Source organism: Neobacillus mesonae, assembly GCF_023715155.1.
Lineage (GTDB): Bacteria > Bacillota > Bacilli > Bacillales > Cytobacillaceae > Neobacillus > Neobacillus mesonae_A.
Genome location: NZ_JAMBNQ010000015.1, coordinates 19,906 through 37,215 on the forward strand (window position 1 = coordinate 19,906; position 17,310 = coordinate 37,215).

At 39.1% G+C, this 17,310-nt stretch carries 16 protein-coding genes and 1 other annotated feature; of the genes, 12 read left to right on the top strand and 4 right to left on the bottom strand.

The annotated features are described in order from the left end of the window. Positions 1–529 precede the first annotated feature (529 nt). The 3 genes from M3183_RS13815 (at position 530) to M3183_RS13825 (ending at position 4,423) form a co-directional block, all read left to right on the top strand. Positions 530–1,768, top strand: a complete 1,239-nt coding sequence (locus M3183_RS13815) for an ATP-binding protein (RefSeq protein ID WP_251470631.1) — start codon at positions 530–532, stop codon at positions 1,766–1,768. A gap of 125 nt (positions 1,769–1,893) precedes the next feature. After that, positions 1,894–3,066: an HD-GYP domain-containing protein gene (locus M3183_RS13820; protein ID WP_251470632.1), complete on the top strand. Its 1,173-nt coding sequence runs from the start codon at positions 1,894–1,896 to the stop codon at positions 3,064–3,066. Positions 3,067–3,244: 178 nt separating this feature from the next. Continuing rightward, entirely contained in the window at positions 3,245–4,423 is a 1,179-nt protein-coding gene (locus M3183_RS13825; protein ID WP_251470633.1) for a zinc metalloprotease, read from the top strand. Positions 4,424–4,464: 41 nt separating this feature from the next. Here the strand turns inward: M3183_RS13825 and M3183_RS13830 are convergent, their stop codons facing one another. Then, a complete protein-coding gene (locus M3183_RS13830) occupies positions 4,465–6,114 on the bottom strand; it encodes a glutamine--tRNA ligase/YqeY domain fusion protein (protein ID WP_251470634.1) in 1,650 nt (549 codons plus the stop codon). A 175-nt stretch (positions 6,115–6,289) separates the two neighbouring features. On the opposite strand from M3183_RS13830, the gene M3183_RS13835 reads away from it, so the two are divergent. After that, a complete protein-coding gene (locus M3183_RS13835) occupies positions 6,290–7,276 on the top strand; it encodes a Gfo/Idh/MocA family protein (RefSeq protein ID WP_251470635.1) in 987 nt (328 codons plus the stop codon). Between the two features lie 115 nt (positions 7,277–7,391). Then, on the top strand, positions 7,392–7,610 hold the full coding sequence (locus tag M3183_RS13840; protein WP_251470636.1) for a hypothetical protein: 219 nt from the start codon (positions 7,392–7,394) through the stop codon (positions 7,608–7,610). Positions 7,611–7,672: 62 nt separating this feature from the next. Here M3183_RS13840 and brnQ read toward each other — a convergent pair whose 3' ends face one another. Then, positions 7,673–9,016, bottom strand: a complete 1,344-nt coding sequence (brnQ, locus tag M3183_RS13845; RefSeq protein ID WP_251470637.1) for a branched-chain amino acid transport system II carrier protein — start codon at positions 9,014–9,016, stop codon at positions 7,673–7,675. Between the two features lie 57 nt (positions 9,017–9,073). Further along, positions 9,074–9,497: a binding site (T-box leader), on the bottom strand. A 147-nt stretch (positions 9,498–9,644) separates the two neighbouring features. On the opposite strand from brnQ, the gene kynB reads away from it, so the two are divergent. Next, entirely contained in the window at positions 9,645–10,265 is a 621-nt protein-coding gene (gene kynB / locus M3183_RS13850) for an arylformamidase (protein ID WP_251470638.1), read from the top strand. Positions 10,266–10,351: 86 nt separating this feature from the next. Then, on the top strand, positions 10,352–10,609 hold the full coding sequence (locus M3183_RS13855; protein ID WP_251470639.1) for an amino acid decarboxylase: 258 nt from the start codon (positions 10,352–10,354) through the stop codon (positions 10,607–10,609). 18 nt (positions 10,610–10,627) lie between these two features. Here M3183_RS13855 and M3183_RS13860 read toward each other — a convergent pair whose 3' ends face one another. Beyond that, positions 10,628–11,329 carry a Crp/Fnr family transcriptional regulator gene (locus M3183_RS13860; protein ID WP_251470641.1) on the bottom strand — a complete coding sequence of 234 codons (702 nt, stop codon included), beginning with the start codon at positions 11,327–11,329 and terminating at the stop codon, positions 10,628–10,630. 149 nt (positions 11,330–11,478) lie between these two features. On the opposite strand from M3183_RS13860, the gene M3183_RS13865 reads away from it, so the two are divergent. The 5 genes from M3183_RS13865 (at position 11,479) to M3183_RS27135 (ending at position 15,614) form a co-directional block, all read left to right on the top strand. Then, on the top strand, positions 11,479–11,949 hold the full coding sequence (locus tag M3183_RS13865) for a flavodoxin (RefSeq protein ID WP_251470725.1): 471 nt from the start codon (positions 11,479–11,481) through the stop codon (positions 11,947–11,949). Beyond that, positions 11,946–12,155, top strand: coding sequence for a heavy-metal-associated domain-containing protein (locus tag M3183_RS13870; protein ID WP_251470642.1), 210 nt, complete (start codon positions 11,946–11,948; stop codon positions 12,153–12,155). Before M3183_RS13865 ends, M3183_RS13870 begins: the two co-directional genes overlap by 4 nt. A 251-nt stretch (positions 12,156–12,406) precedes the next feature. After that, entirely contained in the window at positions 12,407–13,531 is a 1,125-nt protein-coding gene (locus tag M3183_RS13875) for a DEAD/DEAH box helicase (RefSeq protein ID WP_251470644.1), read from the top strand. A gap of 440 nt (positions 13,532–13,971) precedes the next feature. Continuing rightward, the gene (locus tag M3183_RS13880; protein WP_251470645.1) at positions 13,972–15,423 is read left to right on the top strand and encodes an amidase family protein; all 1,452 of its coding nucleotides are present in this window, start codon (positions 13,972–13,974) and stop codon (positions 15,421–15,423) included. 56 nt (positions 15,424–15,479) lie between these two features. Next, positions 15,480–15,614, top strand: coding sequence for a hypothetical protein (locus M3183_RS27135; protein WP_269085705.1), 135 nt, complete (start codon positions 15,480–15,482; stop codon positions 15,612–15,614). A 152-nt stretch (positions 15,615–15,766) separates the two neighbouring features. Here M3183_RS27135 and M3183_RS13885 read toward each other — a convergent pair whose 3' ends face one another. After that, positions 15,767–17,296, bottom strand: a complete 1,530-nt coding sequence (locus M3183_RS13885) for an FAD-dependent oxidoreductase (RefSeq protein WP_251470646.1) — start codon at positions 17,294–17,296, stop codon at positions 15,767–15,769. Between the last annotated feature and the right edge of the window lie 14 nt (positions 17,297–17,310).

Here is a 17,310-nt window from a genome sequence, read left to right on the forward strand (position 1 = left end):
TAAGTTTTTTTCTAATAAAAAACAACCAATTTGCCGCGGTATATTTTTCCACTGTAGGTTTTATAACCTAAACGACGTAAGCCCTGCCTCTCTTACATCCTCACGGCTCCTAGGCCGCTCCAGTGTGAATAAGTCTTTCCGATAAAACATTTGTGAAAAGCCAGAAACGATTTTTATATGTCGTCTAAGTGATTCAAGTTACCACTAAAGTAAAGCACAAAAAATAATTATAATGCAAGTTATATTAAATGTCAATAAATCATTAGAGAGCTCCTTTGGAAAAATTGGTTCAGGCAAAATAGAGTCAGCAGGGTTTAATGGCTTTGCATGGATGAAAGTTAAATGACCGGTACAAAGAAATCCTTATCCCACTGGGAAAGACATTAAAAAGTGATAGCTGCTTTTTTCCCAATTGAAAATTTGTCGAAAAACATCGTATTTCTATAGAAAGATGGTAAAATAGTAGGAGAACAATTTATGAACAAAATTACAATCTTTCAAAAATTGTGGTATTTAAGGAGCAAGATGTATGGATGAACGTCGCCGATTTCCGAATTTAATTTACGAAGAGAAGAAGGCGATCAAGCTTTTTTTATGGTTATTTTATATCTTTTTTTTCTCTTATAATGTGTTGTGGTACCTAATTATACCGAAATATACCAATTTTGGGGACCAGGACTATTTAAAACAAGGTCTAGGGGATTGGCTTTACATAGCCGTTATTGTACTCTTGCCCATATCTTATTTCTTTAAAAAAAAGGGCAGTCCCTATATTATTAAATATTTTGTTTTTTTGGGCTATATTTTCATCGATATTATTGATAATCTTTTGAGATATTTAGGCACGGATACACCGTTTGCATCTGGAAATATAGTTGAATTGTTATTTGTGTTTTTCGCCCCGATATTTGTCAATAAAAGATACTTTTGGACGGTATCCTTTGGGATCATTGGGAAATACCTTTTTCTGGGTATCGTATTGCAAGATACAGATGTTATTATGCCCATTGCCGTTACGATTATTTTAATTGCGATTTCGTTTATTTTGTTATCTCGGTTTAATTCTTATATTGAATCATTAAAGAATGTTTATGAAGAGCTAAGGATAAAAGAAAAGCAGGCTGTCATTGGTCAAATGGCCGCAGCAATCGGTCATGAAATCAAGAACCCATTGGCATCATTAAAAGGGTTTGCCCAGCTGCAGTATGAGAAGTTTCCTGATAAGAGTAATTATTATCCAATTATCATTCAAGAAATTGATCGAATTGATTTTATTGTCAATGATTTGATGTATATTGGGAAACCAAAAGCATTCCAGATTGAAAAAGTAAATATCAAACAGATTATCAATTATACGATATCACTTATGGAACAGCAGGCTGAAGCGCAGGGGATAGAGATTACATCAAGTTTTGCTAAAAATCTTCCCTTAATTGAATGTGACGATAAACATCTAAAACAAGTATTTATCAATTTGCTTAAAAATGCCATTGAAGCAATGACGGAAGGCGGAGTAATTAAAATAACGGCTGTACCTAATGAAGAAGAAAAAGTGGTTGTATCAATTAAAGACGAAGGCTGTGGAATCAAAGAGGAAGATATTTCAAATCTGCTGGTTCCTTTTTATACAACGAAAAAGGGCGGGACAGGTTTAGGCCTTGTGGTTACAAATCAAATTATTAAGGATCATCATGGTGATTTAAAATTAGAAAGCACCTTTGGCAAAGGGACAGAGGTAACTGTTACTCTACCAATAGAGTGGAAATAAAATCCTTATTGTAAAGTATTTCAAGTGATTTCCTAATAGGATATAATGTAGAGTGATAGCGAATAGTGATAGATTTTGTAAAACTAAAATGTATAACAGATAGTTGGTATAGCTTGGAGGTTTCTATGATACTGCATGAAGAGAAGCGAACCCTTAAATGGTTTCTTGTATTTTTCTATATAATTTTACTGGGCTATGATTTCTTTTATTATTTTTTTATTCCTGCTTTTGTAACACATAAAAAAATGGGCCTGCCAAGTAACATTTGGTTTATCAATTATGTTGTGCTAGCGATTTTAATTCCTGTCATATATTATTTTTTCAAGTCTAATCGATTTTCCGGAATTAAATATATTTTGTTTACCAGCTATTTGATAACCGCCTTTATTGTGGATATTATCAGTTACTTTGGCAAGGGGGATTCCTATTTAAGCGGGAATATGGTAGAAGTATTTTTAATCCTGACTTTGCCAATTTTCTTAAGCACTAGATATTTTTGGCTGGTTAGTCTGGGAATTACAGTTAAATATTTGTTGGTTGGAATTATTCTAGATACTTCCTATGTTATTATGCCTTTTATATTAGTAGCTGTTTTATCCATTATGTCGTTCTTTCTGTTAGTTCGGTTTCAAGGTTATGTTCATGCGATTCAATCTTCCTATGATAACCAGCTGGAGGGGATTGTAAAAGGAGTAATTGCCACATTGGAACTAAAAGACCCTTACACAAGGGGGCATAGTGAACGTGTCGCTAAATATGCTTTGTTATTAGCTCAAGAATTAGGTGATTTTTCAAAAGAAGAATTAAAATCTTTTTATTATGCCTGTTTGCTGCATGATATAGGGAAAGTCCATATTCCTGATTCCATCTTGATGAAACCGGGAAGGCTTTCAACAGAAGAATATGAAATTATTAAAACCCATCCTGTAGTGGGGGCTGAGGCAGTTAAGGATGTTGAAGGAATAAAGGATTGCATCAGTGTGATCCGCTACCATCATGAAAGATGGGATGGTAAAGGTTATCCAGAGCAATTAAAAGGAGAAGAAACTCCTATACTTGCCAGGGTAACTGCAATTGCTGATGCATTTGATGCTATGACCTCATCTAGGTCATATCGTCCAGCACTACCCGTTGAGACCGCCTATCAGCGCATTATTGAAGGAACTGGTTCGCAATTCGATCCGATGCTGGTTGAAGAATTTAAAAAGGTATTCCCTGCATGGGTCAATTTCCATAAATCATATCCATGGACAAAACAATTTAATTCTGAAAGGAAGTGGGCTTATGAAAATTCGTAAACTAAAAAAGGTGAAAACAACTTGCTGGTGGTGTGGTTATTGGATTAAGCCATGATGAGTAGGATGCGGGCTTTAGAGCCGGCATCTTTCTTTGTTAAGGAGAGTTTGCGATTGTGTAAAAACGCAAACAATATGCAAGGCTGCGCATTCCAAAGATATTTAAGGAACGGTGGAAAAAATGAATCTCACACTTTACTCCAGTCTTTCATTGGTTCCAACTGAGATACAATTCGATAAAAAAAGTTACATCGTTGAAGACAAAGTCTCAGGTGAGTTTTATGAAATGCCTGAAGTTTGTATAGCTGCCATTAAATTAATAAACAGCGGCTTAACTTTAGGAAAGATTGAGGATCAGCTTAAAGACATCTATCCTAATGAAGAGGTTAATCTGCTTGATTTTGCCGAACAACTTTTAGAGATGGAGCTAGTGGCAGAAGTAAACGGTGTAAAGGTTGACAAGAAGAAAAAGGAACAGGAAAATCAAGGGTATCTATCAATTTCTCCGCAGTTAGGGAAATTCTTTTTTAATAAAATAGCTTATTTTGTTTATGCTGCTTTATTTTTTTTGAACGTCATCTTTTTTATTGTCTATCCGGCATTGTTCCCAAAGTATAAAGATTTATTTATTTTTCACTATATGTTTCTAAATATACCAGCATGGATGGTTATATCTTTTATTCTGGTATTGATTCATGAATTTGGCCATGTCCTGGCTATGAGAGCCTTTAACCTTCCTGCAAGAATAGAGATGGGTCACCGTCTGTTCTTTGTGGTGTTGGAAACTGATATGACTTCAGTTTGGAAATTACCGTCCAAGGACCGGAATATTTTATACTTAGCAGGGCTTTGTTTTGACACAGTTATTCTATCTTTGGCTTTAATAGCCCAACAGCTGTTGAATGGTTACTCAGAGTTTTTTTTGCGTATTATGTCTATTATTGTCTTAGATACTTTCATCCGCATGGTATACCAATGCTGTATTTATATGAAAACCGATTTATATTACGTATTTGAAAATATATCTGGCTGCTATAACCTTATGGAAAGTGCGCAGCAGCAAATAAGAAAACATATACCGTTTTTGAAACCAGCAGCGAAAGAAGAAGTGGTTTACGATGAAGAAAGAGGAACCGTATTGACCTATTCCATTTTCTATTTCTTTGGAGCCGGTGTAACCATTTTGTTGTTTTTTACATATTATCTTCCGCAATTAGTATATGCCTGTAGAAAAGTATTGCCAGGTTTCTCACAAGGAACAGCCTCTGCTCCCTTTTGGGATGCTGTCATCTTCACATTGCAATTTTTACTGGTTTTGTCGCTTCTGTTTTTTTCTTGGAAAAAGAAATATTCTCATTAAAAAAGTGCCCGGCATAAAACGTGCCGGACACTTTTTTTTGCTTATAATTTGAATGAACTTTTTAAAGAAACAATTTGGTTAAATACTAGTTTATCAATCGTTGTATGTTTTGGATCCACATTGAAATAGCCATGTCTGAAGAATTGAAATTTCTCATGTGGACGGCTCTCCTTCATGTTTTGCTCAACAAAGCCTTGGAACACTTGGATTGAATTTGGATTGATATGGTCAAGGAATGTCCCTTCCTCATCCTCGTTCGTTTTGTCTAAAATTAATGGCTCATAAATCCGGAATTCTGCAGGAACAGCAAGGGTTGCTTCAACCCAATGGAGAGTCCCTTTTACTTTTCTTCCCGTAAAGCCAGAGCCGCTTTTGGTTTCTGGATCATAGGTGCAGTGCAGTTCGACGACCTTGCCATCTGCATCCTTGACGACTTCTTCACATTTAATAAAGTAAGCATGCTTTAAGCGGACTTCATTACCAGGGAAAAGCCGGAAATATTTTTTCGGCGGATTCTCCATAAAATCTTCTTGTTCAATATAGATTTCACGGGAGAAAGGAATCTTGCGGATGCCCATTTCCGGGTTTTCCGGATTGTTCTCAGCATCAAGCAGCTCAATCTGTCCTTCTGGGTAATTGGTAATAACCACCTTAAGCGGATTAATAATCCCCATGGTCCTTGGTGCTTTTAATTTCAAATCTTCACGGACAAAATGCTCCAACATTTCAAAATCAACAGTGGCATTGTTTTTTGAAACTGCTGTTTCATGGATAAAATTTCGAATGGACTCAGGTGTAAAGCCTCTTCGGCGCATCCCTGAAATCGTTGGCATCCGGGGGTCATCCCAACCATCAACATATCCTTCGTCAACCAGCTGTTTAAGTTTCCGTTTACTTGTTACCGTATTTGTTAAGTTCAACCGGCCAAATTCAATTTGCTGAGGCTGTTCTTTCATCTCACATTGCTCAACGACCCAATTATAAAATGGACGCTGGTCTTCAAATTCAATCGTACAAATCGAATGGGTTACGCCTTCAATTGCATCTTCAAGCGGGTGAGCAAAAGTGTACATCGGATAAATGCACCATTTATCACCAGTATTGTGATGGCTGACATGGGCGATACGGTAAATTACTGGGTCACGTAAATTAATATTTGGCGATGCCATATCAATCTTAGCCCGCAGTACTTTTTCTCCATTGCCAAATTCACCGTCACGCATCCGTTCAAATAAATCAAGGTTTTCTTCAATCGACCGGTCCCGGTAAGGACTGTTTTTGCCGGGTTCTGTAAGTGTACCGCGGTATTCACGAATCTCATCCGCATTTAAATCATCGACATAAGCTAGTCCTTTTTTTATTAAAAGTACGGCCCGATTGAACATTTCATCAAAATAATCGGATGCGAAAAATAAATTGTCCCATTCATAGCCCAGCCATTTTACATCTTCCTTGATGGAATTAACAAATTCGATGTCTTCTTTTGCCGGGTTTGTATCATCAAAACGGAGGTTTGTTTTTCCGTTAAACTCGTCAGCCAAGCCAAAATTAAGTATGATTGATTTAGCATGTCCGATATGCAGGTATCCATTTGGTTCAGGAGGGAAACGAGTCATAATACTTTGGTGTTTACCAGATTCTAAATCCTTTTTCATAATATCTTTTATAAAATTAGAGTTTTGATTTTCCACTCTTTTCAACCTCTTTCATCTTATCTATTATCTATAAATACCATAAATAATGATATTTTTCCATTCTTGCCTGTATTTCAATGCAAAAACAGTCAAAAAATTGCCGTTTTATTGGAAAAATGACCTTAAAAAGAATAAAATGGTACTTTAAATAATGCTTGAAAGGAGCAGCAATATGCTTAACTTTGCAACAGTGGGGACTGGCTGGATTACGGAATCTTTTATACAGGCAGCACAGGAAAGTAAGGATCTAAGGCTTGCAGGAGTGTACTCCCGGTCAGACGAAAAGGCGAAAAAACTTGCAGAAACGTACCATGCGCAACATTATTATACAAATATAGAGGAGCTGGCCTGCAATCCTGAAATTGATGTGGTCTATATTGCTTCACCCAACTCCGTTCATTTTAGCCAAACTTTAGTCTTTTTGAAAAATAAGAAACATGTAATTTGTGAAAAGCCAATTTTTTCAAATATGACTGAATGGGAAGAGGCGTACCGGACGGCGGAGGAGAATGGGGTTTATTTATTGGAAGCAATCCGCAATATACATACCCCTAATTTTAAGATTTTAAAGGATCATCTTCATATGGCAGGAAAGGTAAGAAGCACGATGCTGTCATATATCCAATATTCTTCCCGCTATGATTTATTTTTAAAAGGGGAAGAACCGAATGTTTTTTCAACACGATATTCAGGCGGGGCTTTGGTGGATTTAGGTGTTTATCCATTATTTTTAGCAGTCGCGCTGTTTGGCGAGCCGGAAAAGGCTGCTTATCATCCTGTTTTATTAAGAAACGGTGTTGATGGCAGCGGTACGCTGGTGCTCTCGTATGATGGATTTGTCTGTACGATTCTTTGTTCAAAAGTATCCCATTCAATGTTGCCATGTGAGATTCATGGGGAGAAAGGGACATTTGTTTTAGAAGATGCGGCTCCAATTTCGGAAATCACCTTTTATGACAGCCATACAAAGGAAGCTCAAGTGCTTAGTGTAGAGCAGGAGGCTAAAGATATGGTTTATGAATGCAAAGACTTTGCGAGAATTATTGAGACAAAGGATACTGATGAATATAAATCGTTGAAAAACTTAAGTAAGGCCGTGTTGCGGATTACTGAAGAAGTGCGGCGGGAAAACGGCATTGTGTTTGGTGTAGAAGAATAAGTAGAGCCAGTGGATCTAACTTAAAATGATTCACTGGCCGTTTTTATATTTGGACTTTGTTCTATTCCTTCTTGGGGAGTAAAGGGTGTATAACGGCCAAAAGAGGAGTGTTTTATTGCCTGCCGGAGTAGAAAAAAGGACGATCCGGAAAAAAGGAACGTTTTCTATTACCCGCTGGAGTGGAAAAAAAGGACGATCCGGAAAAAAGGAACGTATTCTATTGCCCGCTGCAGAAGAAAAAAGGAAGATCCGGAAAAAAGGAACGTGTTCTTTACCTGCTGGAGTGGAAAAAAGAGTGATCCGGAAAAAAGGAACGTTTTCTATTACCCGTTAGAGTCACTATTCTAAAATAAATAGAGCCAGTGGATTTCAGCATATCCACTGGCTTTCCTATTATTATGATACTTTTTTTAACTCAGACTTCTCACTGCTTGCAACAGATTGGCGGCCTAGTTTTTCTAAAACGAATCCTGCCACCCCGCCGACAACAGCTGGTACGATCCAGCCAAGACCAACTGAAGCGAATGGAAGATGGCTTGCGAATGACTCAAACATATTCCATTTTAAACCAAACATTTTTAATCCATCATAGATACTAAAGATTCCAGTTAACAGCATTGCACCGGCATAAACCATTTTGGCTCCGCCGAAGAAGCGGTGGAAGAAAGGGAGTGTGACAAGTACGATTGTTAATGGGTAAGCCATAACCAGGAACGGTACGGAAATGGCGATAATTTGATTTAAGCCCAGGTTTGCAATTGAGAAACTAACTAACGTGACAAGTGTTACTACTGTTCGATAGCCCAGCTTTGGAAACATCTTCGAGAAATATTGACCACAGGCGATGGTTAAACCGACACAAGTGGTAAAGCATGCTAATGTAAAGATAAAACCTAAAAGAATTTTCCCGCCGGTTCCTAAAAGAATGACGGCTGCAGATGATAAGATCGCTGTTCCATTATCAAATGTACCATAGCCGGCCATTCGTGCACCGACAAATCCAATTCCAGCATACACAAGTGCAAGTGCAGTTCCAGCTACTAAAGCGGCTTTAACCGTATAAGAGGTTAATTGTTTTGGATCTGTAACTCCTTTTTGGCGGATGGTTGTTAAAATAACAATTCCAAATGCAAGGGCGGCTAATGCATCCATTGTCTGATATCCATCAATAAAGCCTTTAAATAAAGATGCTGATTGGTAAGTTTCATTTGGAGCCTGTAATGGTTTATCCAATTTGAAAAATCCGGTTACACAAAGGACAACAATAGATAATAATAAAGTTGGGGTAATGATGCGCCCCATATAGTCGACCACTTTGGATGGATTTAAGCTTAATAGAAAAACAAGTAAAAAGAATACGGCTGTAAAACCAAGTAATAGCATAGAATCGCTCGTATGAACATTTCCTAAGAATGGTTTAAAGCCCATCTCAAACGCGACATTGGCATTACGAGGAATCCCAAAGAATGGTCCAATTGATAAATAAACCAATACAGTGAAAACAGCGCCAAACCATGGATGGACCCTATTTCCAAGGGCATTTCCTCCATCCTTAACAAGTGCGATAGCTGAAATAACCAATAACGGCAGCCCGACTCCCGTTAAAATAAATCCAATAATCGCCGGCCAAAAGGAAGTTCCTGCACCCATTCCGAGGAACGGCGGGAAAATCAAGTTGCCTGCTCCAAAAAACATTGAAAATAGCATTAACCCAACAAAAAACGTATCTCTCTTCTTCATCTTTTCCCTCTCCTTTTCTTTGGCTTTTTTTGAAAATACAAAAAGCCCGCCCCTAAAATTAGGGACGAGCTAGCTCGCGTTACCACCCTACTTCTGCAAATGAAAAAAATCTTTGCAGCTCTCGATCAACGTACTATCATACGCGTCCAATTGTAACGGCAGGCAATCCGGCAAGGCTTACTTTGAGTTGTGGAAAAGTTAAATGAACTTCGACACAACTATCTAGTTTCAACACCTAGCGATTAGTGTCCTTCGGTCTTCTCCCTGCGATAAGTCAACATCGATTGCTGTCGCTCTTCATGTTTCCTTTTTCTCAGTCGCAGTCCTTCAGGCCCAATGTCTTAAACCAGGTGCTTCCGCTTTTAATTCACCCTTGCATCTCAGAGATGATTTTCACCTGTTTTTTGACACCGGCTTTCACCATCCGCCGGCTCTCTGGGGTCAAAGGAGAACAAGTTACTCTTCTCGTCATCGATTTTGATTTTTAAAAAAAGTCAGAAATGATTTTGATATAGTTATTATATTATATTTTAATAGTTTTGCAAGAAGTTTTTAAAAAAAATTTTTTGAATCATTATAATGATGTGAAATAATAATAAAAGGAAAAATATTTAGGAGTGAAGAAATTATGCCGATTTATGATATATCAAGAAAACTTCGGAACAACATGCCTGTTTGGCCGGGAGATACCCCTTTTCAATATACAGTTTCAAGTACGGAAGAGGGGGGAACCACTGTAAACGTTGGCAGTATGGTGTTAAGTACTCATTCAGGTACACATGTCGATGCTCCGTTTCATTTTGATCATAATGGAAAAAGAATTATTGATTTAGATTTAGACCATTATGCCGGCCTGGCAAAAGTGGTGGATATGACAGGAAGGGAACAAATCGGTATAGAAGAAGTTCAAGACATGGAGCTTGAAGGTGTTAAACGAATTCTATTTAAAACACTTGCATGGACAAACCCAGATAAATTCCCTGACAAAATCCCTCACATCGAGCCGGAGTTAGCATCATTTTTAGCAGGGAAGGGAGTAAGACTGATTGGGGTCGATGTCCCTTCTGTTGACCCGCTTGATAGTATCAACCTGCCTGCCCATCAACTTCTTCATGAAAAAGGAATCCATATCCTGGAGTCGTTACAGTTAGATGAGATAGAGCCGGGAGACTACGAATTAATCGCGCTCCCGCTGCCGCTTGCAGAAGGAGATGGAAGTCCAGTTCGGGCAATTTTAAGAAGACCATGACCTCAATCTCAACTTGATGTAAATCAATTTTTTAAAAAAATGGCCATGCTATACTAAAACCAATCTTATGAAAAGGGGATTGAAAAATGAGCGGTATCTTTCAGTTAGATGGTCAAAAGATGATAATCGATGTGCGTGCACGGGTGGCGAAGGGGGAACACCCACGCGGTGAAATTTTGAATGCGATAAAGACGGCACCGGTAGGAACAATTTTTGAAATTCACCTGCCGCACAGGGGAGAGCCGCTTATTGCCAATCTGCAATCATTTGGAATGAACGTTATTGTCAATGAAATCGAACCAATGCACTTCCGCCTCATGGCTGTAAAATTAGATGAATTTTAAAATAAAAGCTGGATGGACTTACTCCAATCCAGCTAGTTCTTTTAATTTTTCCAATTCTAGTATTTGAATGTTCCGCCTGCCGTCCATATGAATTAGCCCCTGCGACATAAACGTTAACAGTTTTCGGCTGACAGATTCTGGTGTTGTCCCAATAAACCCTGCTAAATCTTTTTTCGTAATCGGCAGAGTAAAAGTGCTATTTCCAGCATGCATTTTATCGTGAAATAGGATAAGTGCTCTCGCTAACCGCTGTTCTACCTCCATTAAACTTAACAGACTTACTGATTCATCTGCTTCATACAACCGGTCATTTACCGCAAGCAAAAAGCGGTAAGACAAATCGGCATTGCTTTCCATTACTTTCAAGAAATCCTTTTTCTCAAGATAACAAATCACTGTATTTCCAGCGGCTTCGGCATTGACATAATGCTTGTCATTTTTTAATAAAGAAAATAACCCGAAGAAATCACCGGGGAAAAGTATACGAACGATTTGTTCTTTCCCTTCTGCTGACATTTTTGTCAGTTTAATCAGTCCTTCATTAACAACAAATAATGTTTCGGAGAGTTCTCCTTCGTGAAAAATAAATTCCCCTTTTAAAAATTTTCGGCTTCTGGTCACCTGCTGCAGTGCCTGCAGGTCTTTCTCGTTCAACCCTTTAAAAACAGGGACAGTAATTAGGCATGAAGACTCATGTGAGCAGCCATGTCCACAACTCATTTAAATCACTCCCTGAACAAACGTCTATACCTTATATTATCTCTTATGGAATGGGAATGTAGTGATTTATATCAAACCTTGATGTATATCAAGGTTAATGAGAATGATTTTCATTATACTAAAGAAAAAACAAGAGGTGATCGTACATGATGGATGCTGCTTGTTTAATTGTTTATGCCAGCATGTCCGGGAATACAGAGGAAATAGCCGAATATATTGGAGATGGAATCCGAGAAGCCGGTGCATCTGTTGAGATAAAAGACGTACTGATGGCAGATCCTGCAGAATTAGAACAATATGATGGGATTTTGTTAGGGGCCTATACTTGGGACGATGGTAATCTTCCTGATGAGTTTCTAGATTTTTACGAGGAAATGGATAGCTTAAAACTTACAGATAAACCAGCAGCGGTATTTGGTTCTTGCGATTCTTTTTACGAAAACCGCGGCGGTGCTGTAGATATTTTAATAGAAAAATTAACAATGCTTGGCGCCCAAGTCGTCTTTAATGGGTTAAAAATTGATTTATCGCCCACAGATGAAGAGAAAGAAGAATGTATTCAATACGGAAAATCATTTGTGGAAAAGTTAACTACCAAGAGAAAGGGGCTGTCAGCATGAGTGTTATGGAAGTATCCGTAGGTCATATTGCTTGTACGAGCTGCATGAAAAAGATTAAACGGGGCATCAAAAAATTTAATGGAGTTTATCAAGTGAAAATATTAAATGGAAAAGGAAAGTTCCAAATTCTCTTTAATGAAGAAATGGTTAAACAGGATTCCATTCACTCAAGGATATACCAAATAGCCCAACGAACATTTGATTAAAAAAGCCCAATTCAGGGCTTTTTTAATATTTTGTTTTTCTTTTTTAAGAACAAGCTTTTTTTTATATAATATAGTAATTATTTTTAAAAGAGGTCTTGCATATGAAATAGATGCAAAACTGATTAGGGAAAATGGAATTGTTATCGTTTATCATAAGTTTGAATGATTTATTTTACGAAAACCTACGAAAACTAGACACAAAACGGTGATTACGTTAGTATCAATTTTAGGAAAATGAAAAGGAGCAAAACATGTTAAACAATTTAAAGCCTTTTTTACAGGAAGTATGGAATAAGTCTGGATTCCAGTCTATGACGGCTATTCAGGATAGAGCGATTCCAGCTATTTTGGAAGGAAAAGATCTCATTGCTGAATCACCGACCGGGACTGGGAAGACGCTCGCTTATCTCCTTCCGATATTGCATAAAATAGAGGCTGACAAGTCTCTTCAAGCTATTGTTTTAGCCTCCTCACAGGAACTTGTCATGCAGATTTTTCAAGAATTTCAAAAATGGTCTGAAGGAAGCGGCATCAGAGGGACATCCATTATCGGAGGGGCGAACCCAAAACGCCAGCTGGAAAAATTAAAAAAGCGTCCGCAGATTATTTTTGCCACACCAGGCCGTCTGTTGGAGCTGATTAAACAGAAGAAAGTAAAAATGCATGAAGTAAAGCTTATTGTGCTGGATGAAGGCGATCAGCTGCTTATTCCAGAGCATATCGATTATGTCCAAAACATTATCAAATCAACAATGAATGACAGACAGGTCGTATTATTTTCAGCCACCCTCAAGCATGCTGTTGAGAACTTGGCCAAGGAAATGATGAAAGAGCCTGAAGTTTTAAGGGTGACCAAAACTGAGTCCGGGAAAGTGGAGCATATTTATTTTCACTGTGAACGCCGGGACAAGATCAAACTTTTAGAGAAAATTGCCCGTTTAGATGATGCGAAATCGCTGGCCTTTATCAATGATATTGGTGAGCTAGAAGTGTTCAAGGAAAAATTGAAGTATAAGGAGCTTTCTGTCGGGATTCTACACAGCGACATGAAAAAATTAGACCGTCAGGCAGCACTAAAGGCATTTCGGGATGGAAAATTAAAAATGCTGGTGGCAACGGATGTGGCTGCAAGGGGTCTCGATATTCAAGGTGTCACCCATGTTGTTCATATTGATTTTCCTAAGAATTTGTCGCAATATGTGCACCGCGCCGGAAGAACTGGAAGAATGGGCGCAGACGGCACCGTTATTTCCCTTGTCACTGACCGTGAAGAACGGGAATTAAAACGATTCTGCCGGGAATTAAATATCCCGCTTCATAAACGGATTTTTTACAAGGGACAAATTGCAACAGAGGAACAAAAGGTTCAGCGGTAAAACAGGAGGCTGTGGAGAAATCCATGGCTTCCTGTTTGGTTCTGCAGATATATTGAGCAAAGTACAGATAAAATACTCTAACTCGCAGATATATTGAGCAAAGCCGCAGATAAAATGCTTTAACTCGCAGATATATTGAGTAAAGCCGCAGATAAAATGCTTTAACTCGCAGATATATTGAGCAAAGCCGCAGATAAGATGCTTTAACTCGCAGATATATTGAGCAAAGCCGCAGATAAAATACTTTAGCCCGCAGATATATTGAGCAAAGCCGCAGATAAAATACTCTAACTCGCAGATATATTGAGCAAAGCCGCAGATAAAATACTCTAACTCGCAGATATATTAAGCAATGCCGCAGATATCTGACATTAAACTTTAAAAATTAGAGGATATTTGCTCCTTTTCTTGAATAAGTAAGGGGAAATGGAGGGAAGAGGATGCAACATCTTGAATGGCTTGAGGAAATGACGATTGGTCAGCTCCAGGAAAAATTAGAAAACGGTGAAATTACCTCTAAAGAATTAACTTTCCAATATTTACGAAGAATTGCGGCATATGATCAGAAAATAAATGCAATCCTTGAAATAAACCCTGATGCATTACAGATTGCGGAAGCCCTGGATGTAGAGCGAAAAATGAATGGACCTCGCAGCCGGCTTCATGGAATTCCGATTTTAATCAAAGATAATATTGATACCCATGATAAAATGCATACAAGTGCCGGATCGCTCGCCTTAAAGGATTCCATTGCACCAAGGGATTCCTTTGTTGTCAGGCAATTACGCAAAGCCGGGGCAGTACTATTAGGGAAAACGAATATGACCGAGTGGGCCAATTTTATGGCTGTCGGGATGAAAAACGGCTACAGCTCCAGAGGCGGCCAGGTGATGAACCCGTACGGTCCGGGAAAATTTGATGTTGGCGGCTCAAGTGCCGGCTCTGGTGCGGCTGTTGCGGCTAATTTAGCTGCGGCAGCTGTTGGAACGGAAACATCGGGGTCCATCTTAAATCCAGCCTGCAGAAACTCGATTGTCGGTATTAAACCGACAGTAGGCCTTATAAGCCGTAATGGCATTATTCCAATTGCCCATTCACAGGATACGGCTGGACCAATGGCGAGGACGGTAGAGGATGCTGTAATAGTGTTAAATGCCTTGAACGGAGTGGATAAAGAGGACCCAATCACCCAAACAAGCCCATTTTATGAGGTTGATTTTTCAAAGTATCTGCGTGCCGACGGCTTAAAAGGAAAACGGGTAGGCATTGCATATGAGGGTTTTCTGGAATTTCTAAGCAAAGATAGGCAGCAAATTGTTCGAAATGCAATCGAAATGTTAAAAACAACGGGAGCGGAAATAATCGAGAATATTAAGGTTCCCAGTGCCAAGCAGCCATGGTCATATGATGTGTTAACATATGAATTTAAGCCGGATTTAAATGCATATCTCAGCAAGCTGGACCCGTCTGTTCCTGTTAGAACGCTGGCTGATGTGATTGAGTTTAATAAGCAGAATGAGAGTGAAATGCTCAAATACGGGCAAGCGGTATTATTGGAGTCGGAATCAACGAGCGGTTCATTAAAGGAAGCCGCCTATATAGAGGCTTTAGCTTTCGACCAATATTATTCTAAAGAACAAGGCATCGATTTTGCGTTGAAAAAATATAATCTCGATGTCATTGTATTTCCCGCTGATGAAGGGTCGGTTATTAGTGCAAAAGCAGGTTATCCTTCAATTGCGGTTCCGGCGGGCTATACTGCGGATACTGGTCTGCCGGTTGGTATTACCTTTGCTGGAACAGCCTTTAGTGAACCACAATTAATTGAGGCCGCCTATGCCTTTGAACATGTGACAAGATTCCGCAGAAGGCCGCCTCTTGAGCAAGAATAAGTCCTCCTGTTTTCACTCATACTATCAATGAATTTCTTAAAAAGGAGTTGACAAGCATGGGTAAAACGAAGCTGGGAAATGCTAATGCACAGCGTAATAATAATCGTAAAAAGGCAATGAAAACAAGCTCTGAACTCGTTGAATTTGAAACCGGAGAAGACATGAAACGCAATCGCCCGCGTGATAAATAGATTGGAAAACGCCTCCTGCCGGTAACGCTGGAGGCGTATATTTTTTGTAAAGCTATTTGCTGGACCCAAAAGGGTTGTTATCCAATGGAATTGTGTTGCTATTTCTGAGCGTAGGTTAATATCCCAAAAATGAATGTAGATACCCCACTTACTTACTTCTTTTCCAACAAATCAAGCCCGCTTAATGCCGGGCCTTCAATTACCTCGCCATTAACAGCATATCTTGAGCCGTGGCATGGGCAGTCCCATGTTTTTTCACCGGCATTCCACTCACATTCACATCCCATATGTTTGCAAGTGGTATCCACTACAAACAGCTTGCCGTTTTCATCCTTATAGGCACCTGCTCTTTTACCGTTAAACATCACGACAGAGCCTTCACCCTCCTGCAGGTCATCCGCATGTTTTTCTGTATATTCCAGCTTTCCTTTAATAAAGTGCTTGGCAATATCCCCGACCGTTGTAAAAGTACTTTTTACATCAGGATCGGCATGAAATCTGGTGGGTTCATAAAGCTCCTTATAAGGATTTTCCCGATGTAAGACATAATCTCTTAAAACATGCCCGGCAAGTATACCAGTTGTCATGCCCCACTTCTTATAACCAGTGGCGACTAAAACTCGTTCTCTATCCTCCGTAATAGGACCGATATAAGGAACTTTGTCAAGGGTCACTAAATCCTGTGCAGACCATCGGTACAGGATTTCCTTTGCATTAAAAGTCGTTTTGGCAAAATCTGCAACGGCCTCATAATGCTGCATAGTGTTAATGCCCTGACCCGTTTTGTGGCTTTCGCCGCCGATGATCCACAATGTTTCTCCATCCAAAGGTGTAGACCTTATCGAACGGGAAGGGGTATCAGCACTTATATACATGCCCCCCGGATATTCTTGGTCTGTTTTAATGGCAATGGCATACGACCTGTCTGCATACATCCTTGCGAAAAAGAGACCAATTTTATCATAAAAGGGGAAGTGGGTGGCCATAATCAGATGTTTGCACGTTACTTTATGACCGCCTTTCACATAGACTTTTGGTTCCGTTTTGTCGTCTTCAATATCTGTCGCGGTTGTCTTCTCATATACCAGGCAGCCTGCAGTGACAGCCTCGTTTAATAAAGATTTTAAAAATTTAAGCGGATGGTATTGGGCCTGATTTTTCATCAAAAGGGCACCGGTAACTTGAATTTTAAACGGAATTGTATCTTTTAAGGCACCGTCAATGCCAAGTTTCTGATAGGCATCCCATTCGGTTTGAAGTTTATTTTTATATTTTTCCGTCGTTGCATAGATATAGGCGTCCTGCTTGCTGAAATCACATTCAATACCTTTTTCGTTTACTTCTTTCTCTACAAATTGAATCGCACTCATGTGGGATTCATAGTAAAGCCTGGCTTTATCTTCACCAAAATGATTGATTAGCTCATCATAGATAAGATTGTGCTGTGCCGTTAATTTAGCGGTGGTGTGTCCTGTGGTTCCGTCAAGAACCTTATCCGCTTCAATCAACGCAACCTTTAAGCCTTCTTTTGAAAGTAAATAAGCAGCAGTAATTCCGGTTATACCGGCGCCTACAACTGCAACATCTACAGAAATATCCTCCTTTAGCTGATCAAAGTCAGGTAATTCAATATCGCGCCAATAGGGTTTGGGGAATTGAGGTAGTTTTTCGGATGCACTCATACATGACCCTCCAA